The organism is Candidatus Cryosericum septentrionale (genome assembly GCF_003570995.1).
GTDB classification, from domain to species: domain Bacteria; phylum Caldisericota; class Caldisericia; order Cryosericales; family Cryosericaceae; genus Cryosericum; species Cryosericum septentrionale.
The window spans coordinates 1-12,639 of the sequence record NZ_QXIY01000041.1; the positions used below are offsets into that span (position 1 = coordinate 1).

Consider the following 12,639-nt stretch of genomic DNA (forward strand, 5'->3'; position numbering starts at 1 on the left):
TTCCGTCAGTTTGGCCAGGGGTATCTTCCTCAATTGATGATCAAGGTCGCCGGTTTCAACGATTTCAGCGCTCTCATTGGCATCCTTGCCATTATTTTGTACAACGTCTCGGCGTTGCGCAGCCGCAGAGGGCGTATCAAACATGGATTTGCGGTTTCATCCCCACGCAAACAGGCGTTGATACAAGTGAGCATGTCTGTTGTCATCGCGCTGGTGTTTGCCATCATGGTCTTCTATCATGGCATCCCGTACGCCATTCTCATCGTCATGGCGATGGTTCTCATCTTCAGTTTCATCTCACAGAATATGACGTTCGGGCGATATGTATACGCCATCGGCGGCAACAAGGATGCCGCACGACTTTCGGGCATCAACGTCAAGAAGACGAACTTCCTGATTTTCGTGCTTCAGGGACTTGCAGTCGCCACGGCTGGGATTGTCTATACCTCCAGACTGAATGCGGCGACGGGCGGGGCGGGATCGGGTATGGAACTGGACGTCATCGCGGCGTGCATCATTGGTGGCACCTCAACGATGGGTGGCGAGGGCACGGTGTTCGGTGCCATCATCGGTGCTCTGGTCATGGCGTCTCTGGACAACGGCATGAGCCTGATGAACCTCGGTGTCGTCTACCAATATGTGGTCAAGGGAGTTGTCCTGCTGATCGCCGTGGCGGTCGACGTCAGCACGCGCAAGAAGCAATAATCGAATGGGCAGGCAGGCCGTCTCCTCGCAGCTGACCTGCCCGCCTATCGGGAGTGCATCGTGAGCAGCGGCAAGGTCGTGGTCCTGGGTATTGTGTGTGCCGACGTCATTGCGAGACCAGTGAACGGCATACCCGAACGTGGGCTGCTGGTGCCCATTGACCAGCTGGAACTGCACACGGGCGGGTGCGCTACCAACGTAGGCATCGACCTTGCCCGACTTGGGATAGCGTGTAGCGTCCTGGGGAAGATAGGTCGCGACGGTTTTGGGGATTTCATCCTGCAGACACTGGAACAGGAGGGGGTGGACACCAGGGGTCTACGACGTGAAGATGGTGTGCAGACGGCGGCTACGGTCGTCCTGGTTGCGCCCGACGGCGAGCGCTCGTTTCTCCATTGTCTTGGTGCCAACGCCATGTTTGTCTCTGAAGACGTGGACATGGGGCTCGTGCGGTCTGCTGACATCCTGGTCGTTGCCGGGTCTCTCCTCATGCCAAAGTTTGACGGAGAGCCGACGGCGGAGGTCCTCAGAGGTGCCAGGGAATGTGGGACGGTGACCCTGCTGGATACGGCGTGGGACGCGTCAGGAAGATGGATGAAGTCAATCGAGACATGTTTGCCGTTCTGTGACTATTTCCTGCCAAGCGAGGCCGAGGCCGCCATGTTGAGCGGCGTCACTGAGCCGGAGACGATGGCAGCGTCGTTTGTCGCCCATGGCGCACGGAACGTCATCATCAAGCTGGGCGACAGGGGCTGTCTTCTGCGGACAGAGGACGGTGTGATAGAGCATGTTGCCGCCCCCGCCGTTTCAGTCGTCGACACGACCGGCGCAGGCGATGCGTTTGTCGCTGGGTTCACGGTGGGCCTCGTGCACGGGTGGGATGCCTCTCGATGTGCCCACCTTGCGGTGACCGTCGGAGCCATGTGCGTTACTGCTACAGGGGCTTCGAGCGGCGTACGGTCGTTCGCCGAGACGGTTCAGGCCATGGAAAGGGGAGGGCTGATGTAGGGAGGTCTGCGGGAGTGGACCGTTCACTCGGTGTGTCGGTGAGTCCACAGGATTTCCCGGCAGCCTCCTTTGCAAGTGGCGCGGCTGCGACAGTTGCGCCACCCTCTCATGCTCCAGATGCCCCCGGTTAGACCGACGATAGCCGGTCTCCTCCCCCGGGGGCATTCGTATTGTCTGACGTATCTCACACCGGCATGGACACCTTTGCTCTGGACGGGGAGCTGACTCTCAGTATGTCCGGAACACAGGAGGAGCTCGAGACTCTGGTTATGAAGGCAACTGTCGGCTGCACGCGACAGGATGACATGGGTGTGAAGTGCGCCGACGAACCGCAACGAGACGGAGGAATCCACAACATGGCCTGGATTTATCCCCCATGCGGGACGAGCCGCTGGTTGTCTTGACAAGTGTGAGACCGTTGATAGCATTGCTAATGAACCATTAGGAACTAGGATGCTACCGTGGTGAGACGACAGGTCCCAGAACTGGCACGAGAGGCGGAGTCCGCGCGTATGTGGATGCCCGCCGGAGTGGTGAGATCACAGCATGGAGATCCCGACTCAGGGAGGCTGGTAGCGTGAAGGCGGTCGGCTCGGACACGCGCACCTGGATCAAGCTGACCGAGACCTACCGGCCAGATCCATGGAGAGGTCAGCGGTACACACAGTGGTATGAGGAATACCGTCAGCAGTACCGATCGGTGAAGGACCAGTACAAACACGTAGCTACTCTTCTGGAAAGGGGGAAGTGACATGATCGAAGGCAAACTGAACGACATAGGGGCCAGCCTCCTGTATGGGCAGGTAGGCGGGGGACCCGGGTCTTTCATCGGCCCGGTGCACCGCGCCGCTATCGCAATGAACAACCAGGCTAAGCTGGTTGCCGGCAGTTTCTCCCACATCCCGTCGAAGACGGTCCAGGTCGCGAAGGAGCTTGGTATCGACACTGACCGCGCGTATGCCGATTTCCATGACATGGCCGTCAAGGAGGGAGCACGCACCGAGGGCAGGATTGACTTCATCATCATCACTGTCCCCAACCATATCCACTTTGCCGTGGCCAAGGCATTCCTCGAACAGGGCATCAACGTCGTATGTGAGAAGCCGATGGCGTTCACCGAGGAGGAGGCGAAAGAACTGGTCGCACTTGCGAGTGGGTACAAGGCTGAGTTCATGGTGACATATACCTATACCGGCTATCCTATGGTGCGCGAAGCCCGCAACCTTGTCAGGACTAGCGCTCTCGGGACTCTACGCGTCATAGCCGCAGAGTACCCGCAGGACTGGCTGGCCGATCCCATCGAATGCGCGGGTACCAACCGCCAGGCCGTTTGGCGGACGGACCCGAAGTATGCCGGCGTGTCCTGCTGCGTTGGCGACATCGGCACGCACGTCGAGAACCTGGTGCACTTCATCACGGGACTGGAGATCGACAAGCTGGCAGCCAGCCTCGAGACGTTCGTCGAGGGACGTCTGCTCGACGACAACGCGTACGTGCTCCTGAAGTACAAAGGTGGAGCATCGGGTAACTACTGGTCGTCGCAGGTGGCCATCGGCAAGGAGAACGGCCTTCGTATCCGCGTGTACGGGACGGACGGCGCCATCGAGTGGGAGCAGGAGAACCCTAACGTTCTCCGCTTCCAGAAGAAGGGCGGCCCCCTGCAGCTGTTGACACGTGGCAGCGGATACCTCTCGGCTGCTGCCAGGCACGTCACACGCCTCCATGCCGGTCACCCAGAAGGGTACTTCGAGGCGTTCGCAAACCTATACAGGAGCTTCTGCAATGTGCTCATGGCCAGGAAACAGGGCCACACCCCGGACCCGCTGGACGTCTTCCCGACCGTCGTTGACGGCGCCCGTGGAACCAAGTTCGTGTTCGATTGCGTGAAGAGCAGCAAGGAAGGCGCGGTATGGGTCGACGCTTCCTTCGACATCTAGCGGAGGCAATGTACGAAGCCAATGTTGTCGACCAGATAAAGAAGACAGTCGTTCGCGGCTTCTACCAGTCCACGGTCCCGGCCAAGGTCATCCTGTCGGCCGACCTGGTCACAAAGGACAACGCAGCCAAGTACTACGTTCCGGATTCGATCTACTAGAACCTGATACTCGCGTACTCTGCACTGCCCGGACGGGACTCCCGTCCGGGCAGTGCCGTTACGGGTCCAGCGACCGCAGCTCGGGTGATGACAGGAGAGTCTCTAGCTGACCCGCCAAGATTAGGGCTGCCTGCTCGAACAGTTCGGGCAGGCCTTCCGTCTCCAGCCAAAAGCGGACGATGACCAGCAGGACAGGTTCACCGTCATGGACCGCCGCAGCGACCCACCAGGTCCATGGGGGGACGCTGGGGATGTCCAGCGGAGGGGTCCATGCATGTCTGAATGGGAATCCTGCCACCCAGAGGGGTGCTCTGAGTATGGCAGAGCCCGTGCAGACGATACGTCCGCCTCTCCCCTACCAAGAGCCGGAGGGTTGTGACAGGACTCATCTGGAGGAGAAGGCGCTGAGTCTCGTCCTCCACATGGAGATGTCCATGGGCTGTGAGGTTCTCCACGAAGAGCGGCATGCCTCCTGCCAGGCGGACAGGACCAAGGAACGTGCTTACGTTCCAGATGGTGATGAGTGCTTTCTGCACCGCAGGGCTGTACCGGGGAGGCCGGCGCCAGCGTTTCGTGGCGCCCCCGACCAGGATACACTCTCCCAGGAGATACCGCTGTCCTGCCTAGTGCAGGACACGGGCGGCATGTCTCCTGCAGTATCCCGTCTCCTCACAGAAATCGTCCAACACCTCCGACTTCCTTGTCTTCCCTGCCTTCAGATATGCCTGTGCCTTGACCATCGTGAGCTTCCCCCGTTCCTGGAACCGCCCCTCCGAGTACGCCCCTCGGATACGGCAGCACCCCTCGCATTGAGAGAAAGTGCTCGGGGGACAACATCCTCGGGGGGATTGGACTAACATCCTCGGGGGCATCGTGAGCTCCATTCCCACTGCTCTGTTCTCATCCAAAGGATCAGCAGTATTCTGTCATTCTTCACGTCCTTGTTCTCATGAGTTGACGGAGCCAGTTTACCTCCATTCTGGATGAGTCGATGCGAGCGTTTGTACGGTCTCACGGGTGTAATATACTGGGAATGCAAAACGCGTGCATCCGGGAGGGAATGATGCGAAAGAGTCGTGGAAACCGGTGGTTCGTGTTTGGGACTTTTTTTGGGTTCATGCTTCTTCATCAGGCCGACATGCTCCTCATAGGGCCGCTCACGACGCCCATTATGGAGACGTTTCACATCAACGAGGCCCAGATGGGTGCCGTCGTCACCGGTGCCCTCATTGTGGGAGGCATCCTCTACCCGGTGTGGGGATATTTGTACGACCGGTATTCGAGGCCGAAGTTGCTCGCGCTGGCCTCGTTCATCTGGGGTTCGACCACATGGTTGTCGGCCCTGGCGCCTACGTTCCCCATCTTCGTTGCCACGCGTGCGTCGACCGGTATCGATGATGCCAGCGACCCGGGCATCTACTCGTTGCTCGCAGACTACTTCGCTCCCGCTGTGCGGGGGCGTGTCTATGGTTTGCTGCAGCTCTCAGCGCCATTCGGCTACATCGTCGGCATGGTCCTAGCGACGGCGTTCAAGGACGTCATCGGATGGCGAGGAGTGTTCTATGTGACCGGATCGCTGGGGCTCGTTCTTAGTGCGATCATTTTTCTCGGCGTGCGCGACGCTGCCCGCGGGAGCTCGGAGCCTGAGCTCCAGAACATTGCGGTGCTTCAGGAACACCACTTCGAGTGGCGTACCGCAGGTCGGCTGCTGCGGAAGAAATCACTGGTCCTTCTCTACCTGCAGGGGTTCTTTGGAGCGTTTCCCTGGAACGTCATCACCTACTGGTTCTTCCGGTATCTCGAGAAGGGACGCGGCTATAGCGGTGGTGAAGTCCTTTCGACCATGATTGTTGCCATTCTAGTGCTGGCGGTAGGGTATCCTCTCGCTGGGGCGCTGGGCGACCGCCTGTTCCGCAGGACCACACGCGGCCGTCTCATCGTGAGTATAGTCGGCGTCATAGCCGGCACCGTGCTATTCTTCATCACCATGAACGTCCCTGTAACCGCGAAGACCACGTTTCTGGTGATGCTCGCCGCTTCGGCTCTTTTCACCCCGTTCGCATCGCCCAATGTCGTCTCTACGATCTGCGATGTCACCTTGCCTGAAGTGCGCAGCGCGTCCGTTGCCATCCAGAGTTTCGTCGAGAGTGTGGGAGCGGCACTGTCACCGCTTGTCGCAGGTCTCATCGCAGTCAGGCTGGACCTGGGGACGGCTATTGTCGTCATCTGCACATCGACGTGGGCCGTCTGCGCCTTGCTGTTTGTGGGCGCCATCATCCTCGTGCCGCGCGACATCGAGGCCGTCCGCGCTGAACTGCGCCTGCGCGCGCAAACCGAGCAGGCCCCGTCGTAGCCCCCTGCGGGCTTGGCATTATGTGGTTGACGTATCCAGACGCTTGAGCTCAGGAGGTGACAGAAGCGTCGGGAGCTGGCCCGCCATGATAAGGGCTGCCTGCTCGAACAGTCTGAGCAGGCCTTCCGTCTCCAGGCCGAAGCGGACGATGACGAGCAGGGCAGGTTCACCGTCACGGGCCGCCGCTGCGACCGACTGGACAGCCCTGTTGCGGCCCAACTGGTAGTCTCTGAGACTGACGGCGCCAAGGAGCGCGGTGTTCTCGAAGCAGTCCGAAAGGGCGTCGATGCTTGCCGGTTGGGCCTCGGTGGTGGGGACGGCGAACACGAAGAAGGCTCCGGCTGGATCGAACCCGATGGAACCCTTGCCTTTCACGTCGATGACAGGCATGGGGTACGGGGCGCGTGTCCATCCGTCGGCTCCGGGAAATGGGTTTCCGTCCACCGACATCAGGTGTGCGGACAGACCTGATGCACGAATCTCCTCCAGGCAACTGGATGCCTGGACATGGAGGAGCACAAGACGCTTGTGCACAAGACGAGTCAGTTCGTCCATAGACGCCTCCCGGGTTTCTTTCAGCAGTATAGGAGTGCCCTGGCGTGGCGCAAGGCACGGCGCCTCCTCATGCCTGGCGTGGTATACTAAACGAACAGGACAATGGGCTATGCAGACGGCGGTCTGTGGCGCAGGAGAGAGGGGAGATACTCCGTAATGAGTGAAGACATGGCGTATGCTTTGGAACTGGTGCGGCGAGACCAGTAACAAACCAGTACCTGGATCGGAGGGACGACTGAGATTGCCATCTATCCGAAGAATGCTGTCTACAGCCGTCGCGATTTCGTGTGGCGAATCAGTTCGGCCCGCGTCGAATCAGAGGAATCAGAATTCACTTCACTGCCCGGAATCTGGAGGCTGATCATGGTTCTCGAGGGAGATATAACCCTTGAGCATGAGCATCATCACAGCGTGTGGCTACGACCATTTCAACAGGATGCGTTTGCTGGAGACTGGATGACGAGAAGCAGGGGGATGGTCAAGGATTTCGACATCATGCTGTCAGGAGCCTGCACCAGGCAGATGCAAGCTGTCAGTGTGCAAGGGCAATCTAGCTTGGCGATACCCGGTGAGACAGCTCAAACGTCTGGCAAAGGCAAGAAAGCCGTGCTCGTCGTGGATGGCATGATTGTCGCCAGCACTGGCATGGATGAGACGTGGAGAATAAATACAGGGGATGCACTACTTCTCACAACCGATCATCAAGGAGCAACGAGAAGTGTGAGGCTGTTCAATCAGAGCAACGTCGAAGCCCATGTTGTGCTAGCAACCATACGGTATGAAGAAGTTCCCCGGCAGGAGCCCCGCGCATGACGAAGAACTCTGCATTCCCGCATACGCGGCGATGACAAGCCGGGGCACCAGGCTTCTCTCCGTCGTTCCCGCAAAGGCCGGAACCCGCATGCTGCAGGGAACATTGCCGTCATGTGGGTAAGCTGATGCGCTTTTGTCCGCCGGACTTATCTTGGTAGTATACTACCATGGCCAAGCAGTGACACGGAGTCTGGGAGGCAACGATGCACAGTGAGGAGTTCCGGTATCGCAGCAAGGACAACCTGAACCTGTACGCCCGCGTGTGGACGCCCGAAGGGGACGTGCGCGGCGTGGTGGCTCTGGTGCACGGCCTGGGCGAGTATGGGGGTCGGTACGTAGAGATCGGACACAGCTTTGTGGACCGCGGGTACGCGTTTGTGGCAGGAGACCTCCGGGGACACGGTGAGTCACAGGGGCGGCGTGCGTTCGTGTCCCGTCTCGACAACTTCATGGACGACCTGGACCGGTACTGCGACGAGGTCAGGGCGCGCTTCGCTGGCAAGCCGCTGTTCCTGTACGGCTTCAGCATGGGTTCGACCCTTGGTGCCGCATACCTTATCCGCAGACATCCACGGCTGGCGGGCGCCATTTTGTGCAGCGGCGGCTTTGTGATGCCGGCGGCATCAGCGGCCGCCATGGGCAAGGTCAAAGCACTGCGGCACGTTGTGCCCACGATGGCCGTCAGCAACGGCATGGGTCCCATTCGAGACAAGGTCTGCCATGACGTCACCGTGTTGGATGTGTATGACGCCGACCCGCTGGTGTACAAGAAGATCACCGTCGGATTGGCGGCAGTCATCGGGGAAGCCAACACAGAGGCGCTTGCGCGCGCCGGGGAGATCCAGGTCCCCCTGCTGGTGATGCACGGCGAAGACGATGTCATTGCGCTGCCCGAAGGGTCGAAGCGCCTTGCCGCAGGCGCCTCGGGTGGCGCGACACTGAAGCTGTGGCCCGGTCTGTACCACTTCATCCACCATGAGCCGGACGGAGCAAAGGAGCGCGTGCTGGCCTTCGCGGCCGACTGGCTGGACGCGCACCTCGCCAGGAGATGATTGACGTTCGTTGAACCGGCGGTCCTCAGAGGCCATCGCCTGGAACAGGAGCGCCCCCGCTTACGCGGGGGCGCTTGACGTATTGATGCAGGGACCGTGTGTCGGGGGACTAGTGCTTGCCACCTTTCTTCGGCGTAGCCAGAGACGAATCGAGCTTCGCAAGTGCGGCGTCGGCCGTTGCCAGCCCTGCGCCAGTGGCGTCGGCGCCCCAAGAGTAGGTGGCCATGGCACCTGACCCGTTATTGACGGTGCGCGAACTTGCCAGCTGGTCACGGAAGACGTCCATGTGGACGTCACACGCTTCCATGAGCTGGTCGGTGGAAAACCCCTCACGTGCCAGCTCCGCCTCGGCTGTCGCAATGAGAAGTGGGTCCACCCTGGCGATAAGCTCCTTGAACTGCGCCTTGCACGTGACAGGGTCTTCGCCTGCGTACAATCTGCGGAGAACGGTCTTGAGGTCCTCCTTGAGCTTTGCTGGAGCTTCTCCCGAGGTTACTGTAGCGGTCCCCTCTGTGTCACTGCGGACCACGGCCGCTTCCAGTTCTTCCACGGTCCAGCCGGCACGTTCCGCGACCTTCCGCAGGTCGGTGCGGGGGGCCATGAGGCCGATGACGACCGGGTTACCGAGGAGCTTCAGATGTGGATTGATCGATGCAAGATAGGCCGCCGCCCGTGGGTGTTCGGTCAGGACAGGGGAGAGTTTTGTCGTCGGTTTGTACATCAGACTACCTCCCGTAAGGAACGCTGCATGTCAGGGAACCCCTGTGTGTCATGTTCTCAGTATACAGGGAACCCCGTGGCGGTATAATAAATACTCGCGTGGCACAACACCGCGATGACAGGAGCCCGCATGAACGAAGAACTGGCAGTCCATATCGCGGCGTTCGCCGCAGCAATCGAGGATGAAGTCACCGCCGAGAAAGCGTCCGAGCGGACGCATCGCCACGCTCTCGTTGAGGGCACACTGGTATCGGACACCGGCGACGAGAACTTCCTCTATTTCTTCAGCACCCCGTATGAAGTCAATCTGCCCGAGGAAGCCATGATACAGCTCGAGGTGGACGGCCGCGTCGTGCAGGGGACCTACGTGGGCGGAGATCGGGACCTAGTGTCGATTGCTTCCAGCGAGTTCCTGGGGGCTCAGGTGCGCGCGGCCACCATGATTGCTACGCCATGGGACCTGCTGTTGAAGCTGGAAGACAGGCTGAATGGGCTAGTGGACGAGGATGATTGCGGCCGGGCGCTTGCCCTGCTCGGTTCTCCAGCCCCTGGGGACAGTCTGCCCGAGCTGAACGGTGCCTTTGTGGACAACCGGTGGCTGGACCCATCGCAGCGGGACGCACTGCAGAAGGTCGCTGAGCGCGATGTCAGCTTTATCTGGGGTCCTCCGGGCACCGGCAAGACGCGGACCGTCGCTTACCTCGTGCGCGAACTCATCGAGTGCCATAAGAGTGTCCTGTTGCTGGCACACAGCAACGCGGCAGTCGACGTTGCGACGCTTGCCGTCGTGAACGCCTGCCGGGGAACACCGTACCTTTCCCAGGGCGCCATGATCCGGTATGGCATCATCACCAAGCGCGACCTCCTGGTGGAGTCCGACATCAACCCGCTCAACATCCTTGCCAGGCGCAACGTTGATGCAGAGCGCTTTGTTGGTCTTCAGTCCAGGCGACGTGACCTGCTGGAACACGCGAAGCGAGAGGAGCTGTTTGACACCGCCGAGTTCGAGACAGTGCGGGGCGACATGGGCAAACTGCGCCACCGTGTCGACAAGGAACTGAAGAAACTGGTTGCCGAGACGCCGGTCGTCGCGACGACGCTGACAAAGCTAGCTTTGTCAGACGAACTGATGGAACGCTCGTTCGACGTCGTCATCATCGACGAGGCGAGCATGTCGCTGGTGCCGTATGACGTGCTGGCCGCCTCGAGGGCGCAGGGCAAGATCGTCTTTGTGGGAGACTTCATGCAGCTGCCCCCGATTGCCTCCGGCACCACACCTGCCGTCCGCGAGTGGCTCCAGCGGGACATCTACCAGGTGCGGGGCATCACGAGCGCGGTGCGCGCGGGTCAGGACGTGCCCGACATGGCCATGCTGCGCACGCAATACCGCATGCACCCGTCCATCCGTTCGGCCGTGAGCCGGCTGTTCTACCAGGGCCGGCTGGACGACGGCGAGCGCATCGTCGTCCGCACCAGCTCGATTGCACGCCTTGCTCCGTTCGAGGGACAGGCCATGGCCGCGGTAGACACCTCGCTGATGCAGACACGGTGCTACCGAGAGGTCAAGGGGTACTCCCGCCTCAACCTGGTGGAGGCGGTCACGGTGATGACGATCGCCGCCGGCATGCTCTCCCGATACCCGGACATCACCATCGGGGTGGTGACGCCCTATGCCGTCCAGGCACGTCTCCTGGGGACCATGGCGCGCGAACTGGCCCTGGACCGGGACCGGCTGACGATCTCGACGGTCCACCGCTACCAAGGATCTGAGGTGGACGTCGTCATCTTCTCGCTGACCGACGGAGAACCGCAGTGGTCCATGTCGACACTGACACGGGGCAATCTCGAGGACTGGGACGTCGACCCGGCGCCGCGCCTGTTGAACGTTGCGCTTAGCCGTGCGCGCGGCAAGTTCATCCTGGTGGGCGACCTCGATTTCGTGCACGACCGTGGGGCTCAGGATTCTGTCCTGAGGCATATTGTCAGTATCATCGAGCAGGAGGGTGCCGTGCGACGCGTCGACCCGAGGGCTCTCAGCGATGTCCGGGAGTGGTTACCCAATCGCGTCGTGGATGGTCAGCGGATCGTCGTGGGGGAACGCGCCCGTCATTAGGGCTGGTTGCTCGAACAGGCGCATGCCGCGCGCCACACGGTGACCGTGGGTGTGCCACAGGGCGCCCACGTCTCGCCTCTCATGGCACGCCTGCTGGCGTCGGTCTCGCCGGACTGCCGCTTGCACTACGCCGACCATGACGGCCTGCGCGCGGCTGCGCGGCACTTCGGCGCGTCCGAGCAGTATCCCGGTGAGGGCGTCCTCGAGAGTTTCGTCCAGATTGGTTCCCATCCGCTGCTGCTGGAGGGGACGCTGGAACGTGGAGCGCGCTCGGCATATCTGGCCCTCGACCTGCCCGCGACCAACTGGTTCTTCCTCAAGAACGCGGGGTTCGTGCCTGAGTCCTTGCTCGGGCGCAATCCCGAAGCTGCGAAGGGCAAGGGGCACAGACGCCGAGGACTCGGGGACAACATGACGGCACAGGACACAGCGTCCGCATCCGCAGCTCATCGCAGTGTAACGCCCGCGCAGCCGGAAGAGACGGCACTGCCGCTCGACGTAGGGGAGCTCCTGGACCCTGGAGTCACACCGGAATAGCCGAGGCAGACAGGCAGTGTGGTCGCGCTACGGGTCCGATACCCCGCTATCCAGGGGGAGGGAGTTGTCGTGCCCGCCGAACGGTGACGACAAGGAGCGCATGGCTCTTATCCATCGTGCAGCAGCCTGTTGCCTCACGAATGAATCTACTCGAACGAGGAGTCGTTGCCTCACATCAGAATCTACTCGAAACCGGATGAAGTTGCCAGTCCATGCCTTTCCTCGGATTGATGTGGGGCTGTACTTGTTTCTTGGTGAGGACTAGGTCCCGCAGGTGTCGTTCATCTGCAAGGATCGTATCATGGAGAGCGACGGGGTCAAGGTGCCCGTACTGAGCCCTGAGCACTTCCTTTGCTTCCTCGGTGATGCAGAGTGAGGCCAGGATACGCTCATAGGGGGTACAGGGCGTGTCATATGAGCGCGTGACCTTGGCTCCCTGTCGTGTCTTGCGGGTGAGCTGCATCACCGGCAGGAAGAAGTTGGTGAACAGCCGGAGCGATTCATAGATCTTGTTCATGAGCAGGACTTCCTCTTCGGTGTCATACCGGAGATACCAGACCGTCCTGCGGACAATGCTCCAGTTCTTCTGCTCCACTGGTCAGTTGTCATTCTTCCTGTATGGGCGTGACCGTGCCTTGGTGATGTGCTGCTGATGACAGTAACGGATCAGGTGGTTGTTCAAGAACTC

The 12,639-nt window shown here is 60.6% G+C and carries 14 protein-coding genes; 10 read left to right on the forward strand and 4 right to left on the reverse strand.

The features are described 5' to 3' along the window. The 5 genes from SMC1_RS09015 to SMC1_RS10735 form a co-directional block, all read left to right on the forward strand. On the forward strand, positions 1 to 705 hold a 705-nt coding region (locus SMC1_RS09015), incomplete at its 5' end, for a sugar ABC transporter permease (protein WP_413814611.1). A 60-nt stretch (positions 706 to 765) separates the two neighbouring features. Then, complete coding sequence (locus SMC1_RS09020; protein WP_165849401.1) at positions 766 to 1,713, forward strand: carbohydrate kinase family protein; 948 nt, start codon at positions 766 to 768, stop codon at positions 1,711 to 1,713. A 577-nt stretch (positions 1,714 to 2,290) separates the two neighbouring features. Next, positions 2,291 to 2,464: a hypothetical protein gene (locus tag SMC1_RS10730; protein ID WP_165849402.1), complete on the forward strand. Its 174-nt coding sequence runs from the start codon at positions 2,291 to 2,293 to the stop codon at positions 2,462 to 2,464. 1 nt (position 2,465) lies between these two features. Further along, positions 2,466 to 3,650 (forward strand): Gfo/Idh/MocA family oxidoreductase, encoded by a 1,185-nt coding sequence (locus SMC1_RS09030; RefSeq protein WP_119086449.1) that lies wholly within the window; start codon positions 2,466 to 2,468, stop codon positions 3,648 to 3,650. Positions 3,651 to 3,658: 8 nt separating this feature from the next. After that, positions 3,659 to 3,808 (forward strand): hypothetical protein, encoded by a 150-nt coding sequence (locus SMC1_RS10735; protein ID WP_165849403.1) that lies wholly within the window; start codon positions 3,659 to 3,661, stop codon positions 3,806 to 3,808. Between the two features lie 58 nt (positions 3,809 to 3,866). Here SMC1_RS10735 and SMC1_RS09035 read toward each other — a convergent pair whose 3' ends face one another. Beyond that, the gene (locus tag SMC1_RS09035) at positions 3,867 to 4,106 is read right to left on the reverse strand and encodes a hypothetical protein (RefSeq protein ID WP_119086450.1); all 240 of its coding nucleotides are present in this window, start codon (positions 4,104 to 4,106) and stop codon (positions 3,867 to 3,869) included. A gap of 762 nt (positions 4,107 to 4,868) precedes the next feature. Between SMC1_RS09035 and SMC1_RS09040 the strand changes: the two genes are divergently transcribed. After that, a complete protein-coding gene (locus SMC1_RS09040) occupies positions 4,869 to 6,161 on the forward strand; it encodes an MFS transporter (protein WP_119086451.1) in 1,293 nt (430 codons plus the stop codon). Between the two features lie 18 nt (positions 6,162 to 6,179). On the opposite strand, the gene SMC1_RS09045 is transcribed toward SMC1_RS09040, so the two are convergent. Continuing rightward, positions 6,180 to 6,716: a DUF3201 domain-containing protein gene (locus SMC1_RS09045; RefSeq protein WP_119086452.1), complete on the reverse strand. Its 537-nt coding sequence runs from the start codon at positions 6,714 to 6,716 to the stop codon at positions 6,180 to 6,182. A 222-nt stretch (positions 6,717 to 6,938) separates the two neighbouring features. On the opposite strand from SMC1_RS09045, the gene SMC1_RS09050 reads away from it, so the two are divergent. Together SMC1_RS09050 and SMC1_RS09055 are read left to right on the forward strand one after the other, a co-directional pair. Continuing rightward, positions 6,939 to 7,529: a HutD family protein gene (locus tag SMC1_RS09050; protein ID WP_119086453.1), complete on the forward strand. Its 591-nt coding sequence runs from the start codon at positions 6,939 to 6,941 to the stop codon at positions 7,527 to 7,529. Between the two features lie 203 nt (positions 7,530 to 7,732). Further along, positions 7,733 to 8,581, forward strand: a complete 849-nt coding sequence (locus SMC1_RS09055; RefSeq protein WP_119086454.1) for an alpha/beta hydrolase — start codon at positions 7,733 to 7,735, stop codon at positions 8,579 to 8,581. A 109-nt stretch (positions 8,582 to 8,690) separates the two neighbouring features. On the opposite strand, the gene SMC1_RS09060 is transcribed toward SMC1_RS09055, so the two are convergent. Continuing rightward, positions 8,691 to 9,302 (reverse strand): DUF438 domain-containing protein, encoded by a 612-nt coding sequence (locus tag SMC1_RS09060; RefSeq protein WP_119086455.1) that lies wholly within the window; start codon positions 9,300 to 9,302, stop codon positions 8,691 to 8,693. 129 nt (positions 9,303 to 9,431) lie between these two features. On the opposite strand from SMC1_RS09060, the gene SMC1_RS09065 reads away from it, so the two are divergent. Further along, entirely contained in the window at positions 9,432 to 11,414 is a 1,983-nt protein-coding gene (locus SMC1_RS09065) for a DEAD/DEAH box helicase (RefSeq protein WP_165849404.1), read from the forward strand. A gap of 6 nt (positions 11,415 to 11,420) precedes the next feature. Beyond that, positions 11,421 to 11,951, forward strand: a complete 531-nt coding sequence (locus tag SMC1_RS09070) for a hypothetical protein (protein WP_119086457.1) — start codon at positions 11,421 to 11,423, stop codon at positions 11,949 to 11,951. 175 nt (positions 11,952 to 12,126) lie between these two features. Here SMC1_RS09070 and SMC1_RS09075 read toward each other — a convergent pair whose 3' ends face one another. Beyond that, a complete protein-coding gene (locus tag SMC1_RS09075) occupies positions 12,127 to 12,546 on the reverse strand; it encodes a hypothetical protein (RefSeq protein ID WP_119086458.1) in 420 nt (139 codons plus the stop codon). Between the last annotated feature and the right edge of the window lie 93 nt (positions 12,547 to 12,639).